Raw genomic sequence first — 18,947 nt, 5'->3', positions numbered from 1 at the left:
AGTTCCTCCTTATTTTCTACTGGAAAATACTTCAACCGTTAATTTGTATTTTCCACTTTTTGATAGGCCATTTTCTGATAGTATTTTAAATCGGCCATACTTTCGAACACTAATTAAATCTGCTACTTGGATCATCCGACTAGGATTATCAATAGTGGCATAGTTCACCTTTACCTGGCCAGACTGAACTAATTGAACAGCTACAGACCGAGCAAGTTTAAAGGTAGAAGCTACTAGTTTATCAAGTCGAACACTAGTAACCAATAGGTCTTTGAGTTTGGATGGTTCGTCTACGGTGATTCGTTCTCGACAGTCAATCTCACGAATCTTCACAGATGCTTTTGCGATCTTCTTAAGATTCTCTTTGAAATAGGAGGAGAAACGTTCATCCACATAGATATGAATCTTCCCTTGTCCAACTAGAATATCTCCAAAAGACTTTCTTTCTATGCCTAATTGATGGAGAAGCGAGCCCAAAACTTGAGAGTGACTTAACCGATAAAACTTATCCGGATAAAGAACTTCTAACAAGCTAATTTCAAAATCAGATGCCTCTAACTGATAGTAGCTAGGAGCAAGAATCACTCGTGCATATTCTGTAGGATAGATTTCTGCACTTGAAAACACCTGCAAACCGTGGTGGGCACCAATTTGTCGTAAAATATCAACCTGATGTGGATTTAAAAAGGAAGTCAGTTCAAAACTATACTGTTGCTCCACCCGAGCCACTAATTCTAGAACTCGATCGATAAAGACGTGGTCTTCTGGACTATAGTGTTGATAAAATCCCTTGGTCATATAAATTGCACCAAAAATTGAAGGACAAACCGTTCCACTACGGATAGAGCAAGTAAGGCAAACATGACTGTAAAGTCTAACCCACCAAATTGCAAAGGAATCTTTCTAAATAGGCTCAAAAATGGTTCGACGATCCGTTGAACCATTTTAGCTAAATCCGATTCTGATGCATTTGGAAACCAACTAAGCAAAGCATAGATGATTAGTACTAGCTCAAAAACCTGAAAGAAATTTCTAACTAATTGTAGGACAAACATATTAACGATTTCGTTTCATATCAAAGTCATACTCAGCAACTTCGACATCATTTGGAAGGCGAATATCTTCGATATTCACAACCACATTGATTGGTGTTAGTAAGTACATAGTACTTGCAACACGACGTAGATTCCCAGCTAATACATAGCGAGCACCATCCAAATAATCCAAACATCTTCTCGCTTGAACTTCAGTCATATATTGGAAGTCAATGAGAATACTTTCGTTTGCCAACAACAAGTCAACAATTTCAGTTGCTTCTTCGTATTTACGAGGGTAGCGGACATCAATCGTAATCTTCTCATCTGCAGCAGAACGATTTCTTGCCAATTCTTGTTGACGTTGATGAAGTCGAGTAATATTTTCAGAAGATGATTTTTGAGATGAAGCTGATTCAACCACTGCTGTAGAAGCTACTTGTGGACGACTTGCTGCAACAGGAGTAGGTTTCTGCTCCTTGGCAGCTACTACAGCTTTTTGACGTGGTTTTGATGATGGTTGTACTGGTTTAGGGGATGATACAGGTTGGCTAGCACCGACTGCTTGAGCAGGCGCTTCTTGCACATCGTACTCATCTCCATCTTCAGTAAAATAATCAATCAATCGATCAAATCTATCTTTAAATGACATAATTCTTTCCTATTTGAAAAATGAGGTCCCAATTCGCACAAAAGTCGCACCGTTAGCAATTGCTACATCATAATCACGACTCATTCCCATGCTTAACTCTGTAAAGGGCATATTTTTCAACTGTTTCTTTTGTAATTCTTTTTGAAGTTGGTGAGTTGCTGCAAATATGTCTTGCAACTCGTCCTGACTTGCCTCAAAAGGAGCCATCGTCATTAAGCCAACAATTTGTAGGTTATCCAAGGCTTCTATTTCTGGAAGAAGAGCATCGAGCTCTTCAGGAGCAAAGCCATGCTTACTTTCTTCTCCAGAGATATTGACTTGTATAAAACATTTAATTGGGTGACTCGCCCTTTTTTGAATTTCTTGGGCAAGCTTCATAGAATCTAAAGCATGGAAGTAATCTACAAAATTGATAACTTCTTTTACTTTACGACGTTGGAGACTACCGATCAAATGCCAGGTGAGTCCCTCATCTTTTAGAGCTTGGTATTTTTCTAGAAATTTATCAACACGATTTTCACCGATATGACGGACTCCTGTATCAACCAGAGCCTTAGCTTGGTCGATACCAACATACTTAGTAACAGCAATTACATTCACCTGATCAGTGCGGTTTGCTGTTTCCATTGCTTGTGCAACCTGCGAGAATATACGCTCTTTATTTTCAATCAGATTCATTCTTAACGATTACGGAAAAATGGTGGTGTTTCCAACTCATCATCTTCTGAAGAAGAATCCACATAGCGTTCTACTTGACGACCAGTGCTAGCATCAGACTGGCGTACAATGTTTTCACGACGAATGTCCCAATCTCCAAACGCAGATCCACGAGGTGTTTCTTGTTTAGCACGTGATTGAGGAGTAGGCATGTCGATTTCTTCCTTCAAATCGAATTCGCGATCGAATTGTGGAGTTTGTGGACGATGTTCACGTGGTCCAGTTTGATAATAACGTGCTGAACTTGGTGTATGAGATGCAATTCCACTAACTTTTTCAACCTTGTCCTGACGAACACCCGTTGCAACAACCGTTACGCGGATTTCATCTTTCATAGATTCATCAATAGATGTACCGAGCCAAATGTTTACGCCATGGCCAGCTGCTTGGTTAACAATTTCAGAAGCTTCTTCTGCTTCAATCAAGGTCATATCCAAACCACCAGTAACGTTGACGATCACGTCTTCAGCACCGTCAATGGTTGTTTCAAGGAGTGGTGAGTAGATAGCTTTACGAGCTGCTTCAATGACACGCTCTTCACCATTACCAACACCAATACCCATCAAGGCATTTCCTTTGTTTTCCATAACAGTCTTCACGTCAGCGAAGTCAAGGTTAATCAATCCTGGGCTTGTAATCAAGTCAGTGATTCCTTGAACCCCTTGGCGAAGAACATTATCTGCTTCACTCAATGCTTCTAGAAGTGGTGTTTTCTTATCTACAATTTCTAACAAGTTGTTGTTAGAAATAATCAACAAAGTATCCACATGTTCGCGAAGTTCATTGATTCCTTCGATTGCAAAGTTTCCGCGTTTTGTTCCTTCAAATCCGAAAGGACGCGTCACAACGGCTACTGTTAAAGCACCAACAGCTTTAGCAATACGAGCGATGACTGGTGCAGCACCTGTACCAGATCCTCCACCCATCCCTGCAGTGATGAAGACCATGTCTGCACCTTGCAAAGCTTCTGTCAATACTTCTTCACTTTCTTCTGCGGCTTTACGACCAACCTCAGGTTGACCTCCAGCACCCAAACCACGAGTCAACTTAGGACCCAATTGGATAACTGTTTCTGCTTTTGCACTTGAAAGTGCTTGTACGTCTGTGTTTGCTGCGATGAATTCTACACCAGCAACTCCTTCGTCAATCATGCGGTTGATGGCATTGCCGCCACCGCCACCGACACCGATTACTTTAATAACTGCACCTTGTGCCGCTGCTGTGTCAAATGAAAATGTCATAAATACTTACACTCCTTAATCAAACATATTACCGATTAAATTCTTCATTCGGTCTGTAAAGGTAGTTTTTTCTTCTTGTTTTTGTTCTTCAACTGGATGTTGTTGCTCGACGTTAACTACAGGCTCAATTTCTTCCGGTACATATGCTGGAACAACTGGTTGCTGTACGGGACGCTCGAATTGAATTGGTTGCTGACGAAGACGTTGGTCTCCATGTACAGCAGCCTGAGCAAGAATATCTACATCTGTTAGATTTCCTGCATATTCGGACAAACTAATCACGTGGGCAAAAGCTGGATTGCGGATACCAATTTGATTTGGAACATACAATTTCACATTTACACCAAAGACTTCTTGCGCCAATTCTTCAATACCAGGGAGAATAGCGCCACCACCGATGATGACAATTCCTCCAGGCAAATCAAGCAAATGTCTTCTTTCAAGATCTTGTTTGATTTGGTCGAAGATGTGTTTGATTCGTGCTGAAATAATTTCTGCCAAATATTTTTCAGATACTTGAACAGGTTCTACTTCACCGATTACTTCAACATGGAAGACCTCATCTCCCACAGATGGAACATAAGCTTCTCCATAGTTGAATTTCAAACCTTCTGCTAATTTTTGAGAGGTTTTCAATACTTTAGAAATATCTTTTGTAACGTAGTCGCCACCTTCTTGGTAGATATTTGTAAATTGAAGTTCTTGATTACGAACAGAAGCTACTGTCGTTTGTCCTCCACCTAAATCAATGACGGTCGCACCAAACTCTCGTTCTCCTTCGTTCAATACAGACTTAATCATTGCAAGTGGTGAAATAATGATGTTCTCAACTTGCAATCCAGCACGTTCAACTGTTTTCCGTAAATTATGGAGGACAGTTCTAGGACCGGTATACAAGAGTCCACGCATTTCCAAACGGATCCCCATCATTCCACGTGGATCGCGAATTCCTTGGAAACCATCGACTGTAAATTCTTCTGGAATAAAGGTAATGACTTCACGGTCTGGAGTCATACTCTTTGTTAATGCAGATCTGACAACATTTTCAACATCTGCATCCGTAATTTCTTTTGAATCACTGGTTACAGGAATCATTCCTTGAGTTGCTTCAATTTGAAGAAGGTTCGCTGGCAACCCAACGTTAACAAGATTGATTGAAATTCCTGCTTTTTCTTCTGCTTGGCTTACTGCATTTTTAATCGCATTCGAAGCAGCCTCAATATCAACAATAATTCCATCTTTGACGCCAGCACTTTTCGCATTGCTGACTCCAATTACATTCATTTCTCCATTGACATGTTCTGCCACCAATACTTTTATTGAACTAGTACCGATATCTAAACCTGTAAAAAAGCCGTTTCTAGCCATTACACCAGTCCTCTCTCTTTTGTTTTCCTATACGTCAATTAATAGCTCCATTTTAGTTAGAACTATCCAAATTTCATTATAACACAAAAATGCCCATAGTGGGCATATTTTCTTTATTTATTTCAGATAATTTATGAGGGTTTACTCAGCGGGAATTTCTTCGTGTTGCTCGGTTACGACTGCACTTTCTTCAGAATCTGTCGAGTTGGCGTCAGCTTCCTCTGTTTTGTTCCCTTCCCCTTCTTCTTTTTCTTTCTTCTCCTGAGCTAAAGTAGCCATTGTTTCCGCATTATAGCTATATATCCCCGCTTCCATGTCGATGACACTGTCTTCTTCAATCAGCTTGCGAATTTGATTATAATAAGGCAATTTACGCTTGATTTGAGAAACCGGCACTAGAACCTTGGTTCTATCCTTCATGGTTAGCGTTACCAAGTCCTTAGTCACCTTGCTCGGAGTCAAGTCCACTGCCTCAATTTGATTACGAACAGAAGACGGTATTTTCTCCAGCTGTTTGACAAATTGTCGGACCAATTCTCGATCAGAAAAACGAACAGCCAGGTAAGCCTTAGGAAGCTGACCAGTAGCAACTGGTGTCTCTACTACTTCCCCATTTTCTAAAATGGGATAGTGATCTTCCTCCGTCACATAGTAACCAAAGACCTGGTATTCCTCAACCTGAACCTTAAAAGTCGTAGGAAAGGTATAGTTCATCGAAATATCTTTGACCCACGGACTCGCCGCCTTCATATTGGCAAGATAGCGATCCCGATTCAAAAAAGTTGTCAAGGTATAATCCCGATCTTGGATCTGACTCTTTTCAAACAACAAAGTCTGATCCGCATTTTTATTCCCTGAGAATTCGATGATTTTTTGCTTAGCTAAAGGGGTTAAAAGATAGGCAGAAAAGAGAGCAATCAGAGTACTGATCGCCAAAATAGGAATAGCCCGATAGATATGACGTCTCGCAATTTGACCTTCCTTTTTAGCCTTCTTCGCCAGTTCCTCTTCTTCGAGCATAGCTTCTGAAGGTTCTGTTAGGTAGATGATTTTTTCTTCCTCAGCATCTTCTTCTGTTTCTTCAGGAAGAGTTTCTTGCACTTCTTCCTCAGGTAGATCAGCTTCCTTCTCATTTTCATCTGCAGTCTCGGTATCTTGCTCTTCTGCATCTAGATCTTCAGAGGGAGTTTTTTGATTCAGAAGTTCCTGTCTTTCCTTCTCTTCTTGTGCCTTCTTTTCTTTTTCTTCTTGCTCTTCTAATTGTTTTTTCTTTTGATACTCCTGGTTTCGTCTCTGCCATTCAGAGAGCTTAGTGACTTCCTTAGGAGTTTTTTGGTTCTTCTTATCCGTCATTTTTTCCTTTTATTAATTTCTTGATGGACTAGACTGTAAAATTCATCCAAGGAAAGCAATTCATTTGAAGACTTCATCGCTTGATGATAGCTTTCTGCCCCTTGGAACATTTTATCCATCGTTTCTTGCAACCGATCCATACTCAATTCTGGCTCAGCGATGCTTTCTGCATAGCCTTTTTCTACAAAATATTGAGCATTTTCAATCTGATCTCCCCGACTAGCTTCTTTTCCCAGAGGAACGATGATATGGAGCTTATTCATGGCCAAGAGTTCAAAAATCGTATTGGCACCTCCACGAGTCACCACTAAATCTGCCTGGTGAAGCAAAGGAAGATAGTGATCCGTCACGTAATCTACTCGATAAAGATGAGGAGCTTGCTCATTCAAGGAGGAGTCCCCTGTCAAATTAATGACATTGTAGCTTGCCAGCAAGGCTTCTCGATTATTTGTGACAAACTCATTGAACACTCGTGCACCAGCAGAGCCACCCACAAAGAGGAGGGTTGGCAACTGTGGATCAAATTGAGCAAAAACGGCTTCCAATTCAACTGGGATTGGAACTTGTTCCTGATTGACCTTGGTGACAGCTCCTACATGTTGGGCTTTCACTAGGCCTTTCGCTTGCTCAAAGGTTGTGAACATTTTCGTTGCAAACTTATAAGCAATTTTATTGGCCAAGCCCATGGAACGGTCGGATTCATGGACCAATACAGGAACAAAACAAAGTCGCGCAGCCACTACCGGAGGAACTGAAACGAAGCCTCCTTTAGAAAACAAAACCTGTGGCCGTACACGAAGCATGATCCAAATCGATTGGAGGATCCCCCAGAAGACCTTGAAGATATCCAACATGTTTTGCCAAGAGAAATAACGGCGGAGCTTGCCTGTCGCAATCGAATGGAAATGGATATCCAAACCAGACTTCAAAATCTCTTGGTGCTCAATCCCCTTCTTGTCCCCAATATAATGAACTTCCCAACCATCCTCGATAAAGCGAGGGATGAGGAGAAGGTTCAAGGTCACGTGACCAACTGTACCTCCCCCTGTGAATACTATTTTTTTCATATTATTTTTTCAACTCTTCTACTGTTTTTAGGAACTCATCGCCCCGCACTTCAAAATTCGCGTACATGTCCCAACTAGCATTGGCTGGACTAAGCAAGACGATATCGCCCGGCTCGGCTAATTCATAAGCTTTGCGTGTTGCATCTGCCACATCTGTTGCGTCTAGATAGGTCACACCCGCTTGATTCGCCGCCCGTTTCACACGTTCTGCAGACTCCCCAAGGATGACCATCTTTTTAAGACCGGTAATGTCTGGCACCAATTCATCAAATTCATTGCCTCGGTCCAAGCCACCAGCGATTAAGATGACATGAGCGTTATCAAAGCCAGATAAGGCTTTTTGAGTAGCTAAAATGTTGGTGGACTTACTATCATTGTAGAACTTCACCCCTTCAATCTCGGCTACATACTGCAAGCGGTGCTTCACCCCGCCGAAGGCTGATAAGGTTTCCTGGATAGTTTGATTGTCAATGCCACGAAGTTTAGCCACTGCAATAGTAGCTAAAGCATTTTCTACATTGTGACTACCTGGTACTCCGATTTGGTCTGCTCGCATAACGGCTTCACCTCGGAAGTAAAGGACCCCATCCTCTAAATAAGCTCCGTCTACCTTTTCTTGGGTTGAAAATGGTACCACAGTAGCCTGTGTTTGCTGAAACAAGTCTTTGGCTAGATCCTGATTAAAGTTTAGTACCACAAAATCCTTGGCCGTCATATTCTTTTGAATCGCCCATTTTGCAGCTACATAACCTTCGAACGATCCGTGGTAATCCAAATGTGTCGGCATGAGATTGGTGATGACTGCGATTTCTGGATGGAAGGCTTCAATCCCCATTAATTGGAAAGAAGATAATTCCATCACCAATGTGTCTTTAGCTGTCGCTGTTTGAGCGACTTGACTAGCTGGAAACCCAATATTCCCAGACAAGAGACCATTTTGTCCAGCAGCAGTCAATACTTCTCCAATCATGGTAGTGGTAGTTGTTTTCCCATTTGAACCAGTGATTCCGATGATGGGCGCTTCTGAAATGAGGTAGGCCAATTCAACTTCCGTCAAAACAGGGATGCCTTTTTCAAGAGCCCGTTCAACCATAGGATTCGTGTAAGGAATTCCAGGGTTCTTCACCATCACCGCAAAGTCTTCATCCAAGAGTTCTAGAGGGTGTCCTCCTGTTACGACTTTGATCCCTTCTTCCAGCAAGCTTTGAGCTGCAGGATTTTCTTCAAATGTTTTGCCATCATTCACTGTTACGATAGCTCCTAGGCGATCGAGTAGTCGAGCTGCAGATTCTCCAGACTTAGCCAATCCTAAAACAAGGACTTTTTTATTTTTAAATGTTTCAATGACGTTCATAGCTTTTTTCTCTCCAATTTGTTCACCTTCTATTTTACCCTTTTTTAGACAATTTAAAAAGCCTTAAGACAGCAAAAGAAGCAACACATACAAAAATGACCGCTTCATCATCTTTCATAAAAAAAGAGTCGCCATGATTTTATATCACAACAACTCTATTTTTGAAGATACGCTCTCCTGTTTAATCTGATTTATCCAAGCGTTTAGAAGTCTTGGTCGGCAATCGCGAAATATCAATTAGGGCTAGGTACCCCACAAAAGCAAGGAAGGCGCCAACAAAAAATTCTGAAGGCAATTGGAAAATTTGGAAAATCGCTAAGCAAAGCAGGATGACCAAAGAGACCAATAATACGACCAGAGTTACTACATTCAGAGTTCCTCTAATGCTCTTTGGAGCTGCAAAAAGGTAAAAAAGGAGGATCAAAATACCTATAATTAAATAAACCATTTTGTCACTCCTTTCTTATTTCTTATTCAGCTGCAGCTGATTTTTTCTTTTTGTTTGCTTTTTCGCGCTCTGCCTTGTTGAGGATTTGCTTACGCAAACGGATAGATTCAGGCGTTACTTCCATATACTCATCGTCATTCAAGAACTCAAGTGATTCTTCAAGTGTCAAGATACGAGGAGTCTTGATAACCGCTGTTTGGTCTTTAGTAGCGGAACGAACGTTGGTCATTTGTTTTGCTTTCGTAATATTAACAGTCAAGTCATTTTCACGAGAGTTTTCACCGATGATCATTCCTTCGTAAACCTCAGTACCTGGGTTAACAAAGATAGTACCACGTTCTTCGATAGACATGATAGAGTAGGTTGTAGCCTTACCAGCATCGATCGAAACAAGGGCACCACGGTGACGTCCACCAATTTCCCCTGGAATCAATGGCAAGTATTGATCGAAGGTATGGTTCATAATCCCGTAACCACGAGTCATTGACAAGAACTCAGTTGAGTATCCAATCAAACCACGCGCAGGAACTAGGAAGACCAAACGAGTTTGACCATTACCTGTTGCAATCATATCCAACATTTCACCCTTACGTTCAGAAAGGCTTTGGATAACAGATCCTTGGTATTCTTCTGGAGTATCGATTTGCACGCGCTCAAATGGTTCACACTTCACACCATCGATTTCTTTGACGATAACTTCTGGACGAGATACTTGAAGCTCGTAACCTTCACGACGCATAGTCTCGATGAGGATTGACAAGTGCAATTCCCCACGTCCTGAAACTGTCCATTTATCTGGTGAGTCTGTTGGATCTACACGAAGAGATACGTCTGTTTGCAATTCTGCTTGAAGACGCTCTTCAACCTTACGAGAAGTGACCCATTTACCTTCACGACCAGCAAATGGTGAGTTGTTAACCAAGAAGGTCATTTGAAGAGTAGGTTCGTCGATGTGAAGAACTGGAAGAGCTTCGACTGCATCTGTTGGAGTGATTGTTTCCCCAACGAAGATGTCTTCCATACCTGATACGGCAATCAAGTCACCAGCCTTAGCTTCTTGGATTTCACGACGTTCCAAACCAAAGAAACCAAAGAGTTTTGTAACACGGAAGTTCTTGGTTGTACCATCAAGTTTAGAAAGAGTAACTTGGTCTCCGACCTTAACAGTACCACGGAAGACACGTCCGATACCGATACGACCAACGAAATCATTGTAGTCCAAGAGTGACACTTGGAATTGAAGTGGCTCATCTGAGTTATCGATTGGAGCTGGAATGTGGTCAATAATGGTATCAAAGATTGGCGCCATAGTCTTTTCTTGGTCAGCTGGATCATCTGACAATGAAGATGTTCCGTTGATTGCTGAAGCATAGACTACTGGGAAGTCAAGCTGGTCATCATCTGCACCAAGCTCGATGAAGAGTTCCAAAACTTCATCCACTACTTCTGCTGGACGAGCTGATGGTTTGTCAATTTTATTGATAACGACGATTGGGACAAGGTCTTGTTCCAAAGCTTTTTTCAATACGAAACGAGTTTGAGGCATAGTACCTTCGTAAGAATCCACTACCAAGACTACACCGTCAACCATTTTCATGATACGTTCAACTTCTCCACCGAAGTCCGCGTGTCCTGGTGTGTCCATGATATTGATACGAGTTCCGTTGTAGGCAACTGCTGTATTCTTCGCAAGGATAGTGATTCCACGCTCTTTTTCGATATCGTTTGAGTCCATAGCACGCTCTGCCAACTCTGTACGTGCATCAAGAGTTTCAGATTGTTTCAATAATTCGTCAACGAGGGTTGTTTTACCGTGGTCGACGTGGGCGATAATCGCGATATTACGGATATCTTCTCTTAATTTTGTCATGATTTCCTCTGTTATATTCAAAAATTTATTTTCTAACTGAGCAATTATACCACAATTTTAAGCAAATGACTTAACTCAAGTAAGTGTAAATGTTTTCATGCTTTCTTTCGAAAATCTTCTTTCTCATTCCCACTCCTAACCACTCTATTCATGAAAATCTTTCACCTCTTTATCCCTTTTCTTCATCCTTTTTCCGAATACTTGTGAATCTCTCCATTTCATGCTATCCTGTCTTTTATGAGATTAGATCAATTACTGGCCCACTACCAAATTCCCCGCAAGGAAATCAAACAGAGCCTGGCTAAAAGGCAGATTCTGGTCGACGGACTTGCTGCAACAAAATTATCCCAAAATGTCGATACAGGTCTCCAAGAAGTTCGCTGGAAGGATCAGGTCCTTACCGACTGTTCCCATCACTATTTTCTTCTTCATAAACCTCAAGGGCTAGTGACAGCTACCAAGGATGCCCAACATTCTACAGTGTTGGACCTCCTCCGAACAGAAGACCGGCCCCCCAAGATCTATCCTATCGGTCGACTGGATCGGGATACAACTGGCCTCCTCCTACTCACAGACAATGGCCCTCTAGGTTTCCAACTCCTTCATCCCCAATACCATATCGAAAAAGAATACGCGGCAACAGTCAACGGCCCTCTCGAACCCGCTCATATAGAGGAATTTCAAGAAGGAATCACCTTCTTAGATGGGAGAAAATGCAAGCCCGCTAAACTCGAAATCCTTAGCTCCAGCCTTACCGAAAGCCAGGCCCTTGTCACCCTATCTGAAGGGAAATTTCATCAGGTAAAAAAGATGTTTTTAGCTATTGGGGTCAAAGTTACTGCCTTAAAACGAGTTCAGTTCGGGGATTTTACATTAGATTCAGACCTAGCAGAAGGTCAATACCGGCCCTTGAATCAAGAAGAATTGAAAATCATTAAAAACTACTTAGAGAAAAGTGGATAAAACAAAAAAAAGCTTTAGTTTTAAAGCTTTTTTTGTTTTAATTAATTCCCGAAAGTTGTGAGATAAACATGAGACAGAAAATTACAGAAAGCACAATCCCTACAATAGAGAGAATTTTTTCTGTCGTATAGTCTAGTCCAGACTCGTTTTGATTTAAAATAGCCAAGGCCAAACCTAAAATACCAAAAATAATACTTAACAATGGAAATATAAAGGCAACAATAATAGATATGATACCCATAACAAATGAGGAATTGTTCTTTTCTTGCAATTTCTAGATCCCCCTTAACATTAATATCATTATATTATGACACATCAACGTCTTTATCAAAATGTTCCTTAATCTTAGTTCGTCTTGACTTTTCCATCCCATGAATCCAAACCATAGGACAAGATATAGATATCTTTGTAACCCTGTTTTTTCAAGAAGAGGGCCGCATTGGTCACACGGGACCCACGACTGTTCTCATAGAGCAAGACTGGCTTATCTTTGCGAAGGGCAGCCAAACTCACTTTTAATTGGTTAGATGGAATATTTCGAGCTCCCAAAATATGCTTAGCGTGGAATTCATTCGGATCACGCAAGTCCACTAATTGGCCTTTGCGGATCAATTCTTCAAACTCTACATTGTCCACAATTTTTGCAGCCCGACGGATACGGAAGTAATTGTAGCCCATCCAGCCAAACATCCCTAAAACAATCAACCATACTAAAACACTTGTTACATTCACTTTTCTTTTTCCTCTTCTAAATAACGTAATTCCTGTGCGTGTTCTCTACGTAAGACGGCTTCTGCTTCTAGATAATCCAATCTTTCCATCAGCCCAGCGTCATAGATCCTTTTCAATTCAATCTTCATCAATTCGATGTCGTAAAGTCGTTTTCCGACATAAATGATGATTCCAAATTTTTTCAGAAATTGTTGAACATCGTACAGGGTTTTCATGTGCTTATTCTATCAAATCTTTCAAGTATTTTCAAGATGGCCCCTGTTTTTATTTACAGGAAAAATCACTTCCAAACAAAAATGAGCCTCCCAATTAAGGAAGGCTCGTTTGTTTAGTTTCAGATTACAAACCTGGTGCTTGGCCCAATTCAGCAGCAATCATCCAGATATGTTTTTCCAATTCAGCTTTTGCACCAACAAAGATATCGTTGGTCACGTCATCTCCTTCAGCATCTGTGATATCCAAGGCTTTTTGATAAAGACTTACCAAGTAGCGGAAGATAGAAAGGACACGTCCCAAATTTTCTTCCATAGAGCGTTCGAATGAACCTTTTTCTTCTTGGATGTTGCTATGTTCCAAGAACTCAACCATGCTAGCGTATGGGGCACCACCCAAGGTAATCAAGCGTTCACTCACTTCATCAAGAGTCGCATCCAAGCTTTCCATGTACTCATCCATTTTTGGATGCCATACGAGGAAGCCACGACCACGCATATACCAGTGTACTTGGTGCAAGGCAATATGAGCGACATAAAGGTCTGCCACCACTTGATTCAAAACCGCTTTTGTATCGGTTAAGCTCTTGCTTACTTCGCTAATAGTTGCAAATGTTGCTACGTCTTTTGCTGCTTCTTTTTTGATTGTTGTCATAAATGAATTCTCCTTTTTTAGAATTATTCTAATTTAGTTATATTATAATCCTTATAATTAAGAAATGCAAGAGAAAATGCTCAAATAAGAAAAGTTAGAAAATTTTTTCATTTCTAATCCTCATTAGTCATCCTTTTTACGAATACTATAAGTATGATCAACTTCTATTTTTTTACAGTCGGCGCCTGTATGGCCTCCTTTTTAGGTCTCGTCATCGACCGTTTTCCAGAAAGCTCCATCATTCATCCAAGAAGCCATTGCGACCAATGTCAACAGACCTTGGGAGTTCTAGACTTGATTCCTATTCTTTCGCAAGTTCTTTTTCGATTCCGTTGTCGCTACTGCCAGAGTCCTCTGCCTTATTGGTATACCCTTTTTGAAGCCTGGAGTGGTCTCCTCTTTTTGCTGTGCTATCAGGGTCTTCTTCCCATTCCTCATCTCCTGGTTCTTCTTGGCAGTTGCGTTTTAGCCATCTATGATTTGCGATCCATGGAGTACCCGCTCCTCCTCTGGCTAGTGCTCCACGCTCTTTGCCTGTTTTTCACCAGTCCTACCCTCTTGATGGGAGTCTTTCTCTTCTTAGGAGTCCTGTCAGCTGTTTACTCCATCGGCATTGGAGCAGGGGATTTTCTCTTACTGGCTACTTTTTCTTTGACCCTCTCGGCCGTCCAAGTCCTCCTAGTCATGCAAGGGGCTTCCCTCATCGGTCTCCTTACCTTTCTCTTTAAAAAAGAAAAAGACCGGATTCCTTTTGTTCCCTGTCTTTTTCTGAGTTATCATGCTTTACTGTTTTTTACAATTTTAAGCAGATAAGATTTCTTATTTTGTAGCTTTCGCTTCTAGATAATCTGCAATGGCAGCCACGTCCTTATCCCCACGTCCAGAGACATTGATAATAATAATCTTGTCCTTGTCCAATTGTGGAGCACGTTTGACAGCTTCTGCAATCGCGTGTGAGCTTTCAATGGCTGGAAGGATCCCTTCTGTCTTACTGAGAAGAAGAAGAGCTTGAACCGCTTCATCATCTGTCGCCGCCACATATTCGACACGACCAGTATCTTTAAAGAAGGCATGCTCTGGACCAACCCCTGGGTAGTCCAAACCAGCAGAAATCGAGTAAACTGGCGCTACTTTTCCATCTTCGCCAAAGACAGCGTAGGTCTTCATCCCATCGACAATTCCTACAGTCCCCTTGGTCATGGTCGCTGCGTGCTGGTCTGTGTCCAAGCCATGACCAGCTGCTTCAACACCGACCAATTTGACTTCCTCATCGCCTACATATTGGGAGAAGGCACCGATGGCATTGGATCCACCACCGACACAGGCAATCACATAGTCTGGCAAACGGCCTTCTTTTTCCAAGATTTGACGTTTAGACTCTTCACTGATCACTTTTTGGAATTCATGCACAATGGTTGGGTAAGGGTGAGGTCCAACAGCAGAACCCAAGACATAAAAAGCATCGAGGTCTGCCATCCATGCTCCAAAAGCAGCATCAACGGCGTCTTTCAAGGTCTTTGTTCCTGTTTCAACCGCATGAACGGTTGCCCCCATCATTTCCATGCGGAAGACATTGAGACGTTGACGTTCGACGTCTTCTGCTCCCATGTAGACATCACAGGCCATACCAAACTTAGCTGCCGCAGCTGCTGTAGCCACACCATGTTGACCAGCTCCTGTTTCAGCAATCACGCGTGTTTTGCCCATGCGTTTAGCCAAGAGAATTTGCCCCAAGACGTTATTCAATTTATGAGAACCTAGGTGGTTCAAGTCTTCGCGCTTCAAATAAATTTTCGCCCCACCTAAATGATCTGTCAAACTTTCCGCAAAGTAGAGCGGTGTTTCCCGTCCAGAATAGTCTTTCAAATAATGTTTGTATTCTGCAATAAATTCTGGGTCATTTTTATACTGTTCAAAGGTTGCCTCTAATTGATCGAGCAAGTTTTGAATAGGTTCTGGTACGAAAGATCCACCAAATTGTCCGAAATAGCCTTTTGTTTCTGTCATGATTGTATCCTCTTTTCTATATCTTCAATCCTGTTTATGATCTTTTTTCTCTCTCGCTGGTCCTTTGAGCTGCAGTCTCACAGGGTCCTTTTGAGATACAAAAAAACTCACACAGAAAAATCTGTGTGAGGACGATTCGATACCGCGGTGCCACCTCTATTGTAGGAAAATAGTCTTTCTCCTACATCTCTGACCTGTCTAACAACAGGGTGCACGATAAGGTGTGCTCACCGAATTTTTATTGTTTCAAATTCATCATCATAAACGCATCAGCCCATTTCAAGATTCACCACTGCTTGTTCACAATCACCACAAGCTCCCTGGAAGTGAGAAAAATCCCTACTTTTCTGATGTCTTGAAGCTATTATAGCTTCCTGCCTACAGTTTGTCAACCCAAAATTTGAAATCGTCTTCAATCGTTCGGATTTTGTACCAAACTAAGATAGGTTGTCCTTACTTATAGAAGCTTGCAGCCATTTAAAACACAGATAGGCTAAGTAGCCTCCCAGGGTATTGGTCCACAGATCATCTATCTCAAACACCCGATTGAAATCAAATAAAAGGTCTAGGACAATCTGACTGAGCTCAATCCACAAACTCATCCCTAGACTAAAGCAAAGGACGCGTTTCCGAGTGCCTAGCCAAGGCCAGAGCCAAAGCAGTTGAAAGACCAAAGGGGATAAAAGAAAGATGTTGGCTATATTCTGTACAAGCACCTTGATCAGCTGGACCAGACTGGTCACTTGACCTAGATTGATGAGGGAATTAAAGGGGACCAATAAGACGACTACTCGCCCAAAATGTTGGATCCCAGGTATTTCCATCCCTGGTTCAGGCTGTTGAGGGAGAAAACACATTAGGCAGAGCAGGACAAAATAGAAGAAACTGCCACCTAGTAGCAGTTGCCTTCCTTTATTTGTTAATTGTCCTTCTTCTATCAGCCAGTTGTTACGGTTGAGCTTCTTCAACAATGGCTTTCTCCCGATCTCTCTTCATCGTATTGGAACGCAATTGTCCACAAGCGGCATCGATATCCGTACCATGCTCTTGACGAACCACGCAGTTAACTCCGTTTTTCTTCAAGGTGTCATAAAAGGCCATCACGCGCTCTCTTGGACTCCGGCTATATTGGTCATGCTCACTAACTGGGTTGTAAGGAATCAAGTTGACATAAGATAGCTTCTTGATCTTTTTAAGAAGTTCTGCCAATTCCAAGGCTTGTTCGACACCATCATTGACTTCATTGAGCATGATGTACTCGAAGGTTACCCGGCGGTTGGTCGTTTCGATATAGTACTCAATCGCCGCAAACAGTTTCTCGATTGGGAAGGCGCGGTTGATTTTCATGATGCTAGAACGCAAGTCATTGTTTGGAGCATGCAGGGATACTGCCAAATTGACCTGAACCCCTTCATTAGCAAAATCACGAATCTTATGGGCTAAGCCAGACGTTGAAACGGTAATGTGGCGCGCACCGATAGCCAGTCCCTTGTCATCATTGACTGTACGGACAAAGCTCAAGACATTCTTGTAGTTATCAAACGGCTCACCAATTCCCATCACAACGATGTGGCTGACGCGTTCATCTTGTCCACGTTCGTCAAAGTATTTTTGAACCAACATGATTTGGGCAACGATTTCCCCACTGTTCAAATCGCGTTGTTTCTTGATCAAACCAGATGCACAGAAGGTACAGCCGATGTTGCACCCTACCTGAGTGGTGACACAGACTGACAAGCCGTAGTGTTGACGCATCAATACTGTCTCAATCAACATGCCATCTGGCAATTCAAAAAGGTATTTGACGGTTCCATCTGCCGACTCTTGCACGATTCGTTGTTTCAAAGGATTGATCACGAACTGGTCGTTCAAGGTTTCAATCAAGTCCTTCGATAGGTTGGTCATTTCTTCAAATGACTGAACGCGTTTGCGATAGAGCCATTCCCAGATTTGGGTTGCTCGGAACTTCTTTTCACCATTTTCTTCTACCCACTCGATCAGTTCTTGTCGAGTCAGGCCATAAATTGAAGGTTTCATCTTATCTCTTTTCTCTCTTTACTTTTGACGGATGACAAAGTGGCGTTCTTGCTCACCCTGTGCATCTTTTTTTCTAGACCGCTGACGGTTCTTTTTCTTTGGTTGAGAAGTCTTTTGTTTTTGCTCTTGTTCACGTTCTCGTGGCTGATTCTTAGAACGATTTCGGCGATTTTGACGACCGCCACGCTTAGCAGAACGGTTGCCCTCTTCCTGTTGTTTTGGAGAAGATTTTTTGTCAAAGGATGCTCGACGGGGTTCTGCATTTTCTAGGACAAAATAAGCACAACCATAGCTACAGTATTCTAGTAAATAATCTTCCAGACGGCTGATTTTCTCTGCATCTGTGACTGGACGTTCCTCTTTATAGAAGCCACGTAGACGCAACTGTTCATTGCTCCAATCACCGACAATATAATCAAATTTGGTCAAAACCTCTGAAAAACGCTGACCAAAGACCGTCGCATCAAAGGCATCATTTTGGTTCTCAACCAGTTCAAATGTCAATTGTTCTGCTAGCACTTGATTGCCAACCAGACGAAATTCCGGTCCAGGATATTTATTGTAATTAAATAATTCAGGGGATATTTCTTTGCGCATAGCTTTCCTTTATTCATACCTTTAGTTGTAACACTTTATTTTATCATAAATCCCTATCTTTAGATAGAATTTCAACGGAAAAGAGATAATCTGTAAAAAGTCTGACGATTTAATTTACTTCTTCTTCCTGTCACATTATAAAAAGCAGGCTTTTTCAAAGCCTGCTCAGATGGAAGATAAAGTCTTCTGAAAAACTTTCCTTAGGTGAGTACGGACGCCAGCGAACTTCGTAGAAGTTCCATGACTAATTATTGAGCCTAAGGTCTCAATAATTCTGAGTGCCTGAAACAATTACATTTCAGGCACTTTTCTCACAGCGGAAAGTTTTAGACCTGCTTCAATGACTCAAAAAATAACTTTTATTTTTTGAAAATCATCTAGCTATTTTATGTAAAAAATAGTTTATCTATATTTCAACCTTTGATATTTGATAGGAATAACAGCAAGACGCAGTGGTTGATACCTCAAAGCACTGCTTTGAGGTATCAGATTGAACTTGCGAGCAAGTTTCCTAAGTCTTTGTTCGCTTATTAAGTCCCAAAGATAACCTAAAATAAAGGAGACAACGTTTCCGTTGTTTTCAACCTCCAACACGCTCCAGACTATTGGAGCTGTGCGGAGGTGGGAAAATTGAAAAGAT

The 18,947-nt window shown here is 41.7% G+C and carries 21 protein-coding genes and 1 other annotated feature; of the genes, 2 read left to right on the top strand and 19 right to left on the bottom strand.

Annotated elements, in window-relative coordinates:
- Window positions 1-9 precede the first annotated feature (9 nt).
- From EL081_RS02945 to typA, 11 genes are all read right to left on the bottom strand, one after another.
- Complete coding sequence (locus EL081_RS02945) at window positions 10-798, bottom strand: RNA-binding protein (RefSeq protein ID WP_126403905.1); 789 nt, start codon at window positions 796-798, stop codon at window positions 10-12.
- Window positions 795-1,055: a YggT family protein gene (locus EL081_RS02940; RefSeq protein WP_126403904.1), complete on the bottom strand. Its 261-nt coding sequence runs from the start codon at window positions 1,053-1,055 to the stop codon at window positions 795-797. The genes EL081_RS02945 and EL081_RS02940 overlap by 4 nt, the downstream gene beginning before the upstream one ends.
- Window position 1,056: 1 nt before the next feature.
- Window positions 1,057-1,686: a cell division protein SepF gene (gene sepF / locus EL081_RS02935; RefSeq protein ID WP_126403903.1), complete on the bottom strand. Its 630-nt coding sequence runs from the start codon at window positions 1,684-1,686 to the stop codon at window positions 1,057-1,059.
- Between the two features lie 9 nt (window positions 1,687-1,695).
- Window positions 1,696-2,364: a YggS family pyridoxal phosphate-dependent enzyme gene (locus tag EL081_RS02930; protein ID WP_126403902.1), complete on the bottom strand. Its 669-nt coding sequence runs from the start codon at window positions 2,362-2,364 to the stop codon at window positions 1,696-1,698.
- Window positions 2,365-2,366: 2 nt separating this feature from the next.
- Window positions 2,367-3,644 carry a cell division protein FtsZ gene (ftsZ, locus tag EL081_RS02925; RefSeq protein ID WP_126403901.1) on the bottom strand — a complete coding sequence of 426 codons (1,278 nt, stop codon included), beginning with the start codon at window positions 3,642-3,644 and terminating at the stop codon, window positions 2,367-2,369.
- A gap of 15 nt (window positions 3,645-3,659) precedes the next feature.
- Window positions 3,660-5,012 (bottom strand): cell division protein FtsA, encoded by a 1,353-nt coding sequence (gene ftsA, locus EL081_RS02920; RefSeq protein WP_126403900.1) that lies wholly within the window; start codon window positions 5,010-5,012, stop codon window positions 3,660-3,662.
- 141 nt (window positions 5,013-5,153) lie between these two features.
- Window positions 5,154-6,365 (bottom strand): cell division protein FtsQ/DivIB, encoded by a 1,212-nt coding sequence (locus EL081_RS02915; protein WP_126403899.1) that lies wholly within the window; start codon window positions 6,363-6,365, stop codon window positions 5,154-5,156.
- Window positions 6,362-7,432, bottom strand: a complete 1,071-nt coding sequence (locus tag EL081_RS02910; protein WP_126403898.1) for a UDP-N-acetylglucosamine--N-acetylmuramyl-(pentapeptide) pyrophosphoryl-undecaprenol N-acetylglucosamine transferase — start codon at window positions 7,430-7,432, stop codon at window positions 6,362-6,364. The genes EL081_RS02915 and EL081_RS02910 overlap by 4 nt, the downstream gene beginning before the upstream one ends.
- A gap of 1 nt (window position 7,433) precedes the next feature.
- The gene (murD, locus tag EL081_RS02905) at window positions 7,434-8,786 is read right to left on the bottom strand and encodes a UDP-N-acetylmuramoyl-L-alanine--D-glutamate ligase (RefSeq protein ID WP_126403897.1); all 1,353 of its coding nucleotides are present in this window, start codon (window positions 8,784-8,786) and stop codon (window positions 7,434-7,436) included.
- 181 nt (window positions 8,787-8,967) lie between these two features.
- A complete protein-coding gene (locus EL081_RS02900; RefSeq protein ID WP_126403896.1) occupies window positions 8,968-9,234 on the bottom strand; it encodes a DUF3165 family protein in 267 nt (88 codons plus the stop codon).
- Between the two features lie 22 nt (window positions 9,235-9,256).
- Entirely contained in the window at window positions 9,257-11,104 is a 1,848-nt protein-coding gene (gene typA / locus EL081_RS02895; protein WP_126403895.1) for a translational GTPase TypA, read from the bottom strand.
- A gap of 237 nt (window positions 11,105-11,341) precedes the next feature.
- On the opposite strand from typA, the gene EL081_RS02890 reads away from it, so the two are divergent.
- The gene (locus EL081_RS02890; protein ID WP_126403894.1) at window positions 11,342-12,067 is read left to right on the top strand and encodes a 16S rRNA pseudouridine(516) synthase; all 726 of its coding nucleotides are present in this window, start codon (window positions 11,342-11,344) and stop codon (window positions 12,065-12,067) included.
- Window positions 12,068-12,104: 37 nt separating this feature from the next.
- Here EL081_RS02890 and EL081_RS02885 read toward each other — a convergent pair whose 3' ends face one another.
- From EL081_RS02885 to EL081_RS02870, 4 genes are all read right to left on the bottom strand, one after another.
- Window positions 12,105-12,338, bottom strand: coding sequence for a hypothetical protein (locus EL081_RS02885; RefSeq protein ID WP_006597131.1), 234 nt, complete (start codon window positions 12,336-12,338; stop codon window positions 12,105-12,107).
- A gap of 74 nt (window positions 12,339-12,412) precedes the next feature.
- Window positions 12,413-12,757, bottom strand: coding sequence for a rhodanese-like domain-containing protein (locus EL081_RS02880; protein WP_048687808.1), 345 nt, complete (start codon window positions 12,755-12,757; stop codon window positions 12,413-12,415).
- 38 nt (window positions 12,758-12,795) lie between these two features.
- Window positions 12,796-13,014: a YqgQ family protein gene (locus EL081_RS02875; RefSeq protein ID WP_126403893.1), complete on the bottom strand. Its 219-nt coding sequence runs from the start codon at window positions 13,012-13,014 to the stop codon at window positions 12,796-12,798.
- 124 nt (window positions 13,015-13,138) lie between these two features.
- Window positions 13,139-13,666, bottom strand: coding sequence for a Dps family protein (locus EL081_RS02870; RefSeq protein ID WP_006596795.1), 528 nt, complete (start codon window positions 13,664-13,666; stop codon window positions 13,139-13,141).
- A gap of 153 nt (window positions 13,667-13,819) precedes the next feature.
- Between EL081_RS02870 and EL081_RS02865 the strand changes: the two genes are divergently transcribed.
- Window positions 13,820-14,479 carry a prepilin peptidase gene (locus EL081_RS02865; RefSeq protein ID WP_126403892.1) on the top strand — a complete coding sequence of 220 codons (660 nt, stop codon included), beginning with the start codon at window positions 13,820-13,822 and terminating at the stop codon, window positions 14,477-14,479.
- A 6-nt stretch (window positions 14,480-14,485) separates the two neighbouring features.
- Here EL081_RS02865 and trpB read toward each other — a convergent pair whose 3' ends face one another.
- From trpB to EL081_RS02845, 4 genes are all read right to left on the bottom strand, one after another.
- A complete protein-coding gene (trpB, locus tag EL081_RS02860; RefSeq protein WP_126403891.1) occupies window positions 14,486-15,673 on the bottom strand; it encodes a tryptophan synthase subunit beta in 1,188 nt (395 codons plus the stop codon).
- 124 nt (window positions 15,674-15,797) lie between these two features.
- Window positions 15,798-16,033 (bottom strand) — a binding site (T-box leader).
- Between the two features lie 77 nt (window positions 16,034-16,110).
- Entirely contained in the window at window positions 16,111-16,644 is a 534-nt protein-coding gene (locus EL081_RS02855; protein WP_185946464.1) for a VanZ family protein, read from the bottom strand.
- Window positions 16,622-17,710 carry a 23S rRNA (adenine(2503)-C(2))-methyltransferase RlmN gene (gene rlmN, locus EL081_RS02850; RefSeq protein ID WP_126403890.1) on the bottom strand — a complete coding sequence of 363 codons (1,089 nt, stop codon included), beginning with the start codon at window positions 17,708-17,710 and terminating at the stop codon, window positions 16,622-16,624. Before rlmN ends, EL081_RS02855 begins: the two co-directional genes overlap by 23 nt.
- Before the next feature lie 18 nt (window positions 17,711-17,728).
- Window positions 17,729-18,307 carry a YutD family protein gene (locus EL081_RS02845; RefSeq protein WP_126403889.1) on the bottom strand — a complete coding sequence of 193 codons (579 nt, stop codon included), beginning with the start codon at window positions 18,305-18,307 and terminating at the stop codon, window positions 17,729-17,731.
- Between the last annotated feature and the right edge of the window lie 640 nt (window positions 18,308-18,947).

It is taken from the genome of Streptococcus viridans, from assembly GCF_900636365.1.
Classification (GTDB): domain Bacteria; phylum Bacillota; class Bacilli; order Lactobacillales; family Streptococcaceae; genus Streptococcus; species Streptococcus viridans_A.
Note: the sequence above shows the minus strand (reverse complement) of the source record. Positions and strands in the feature narration are given on the sequence as shown.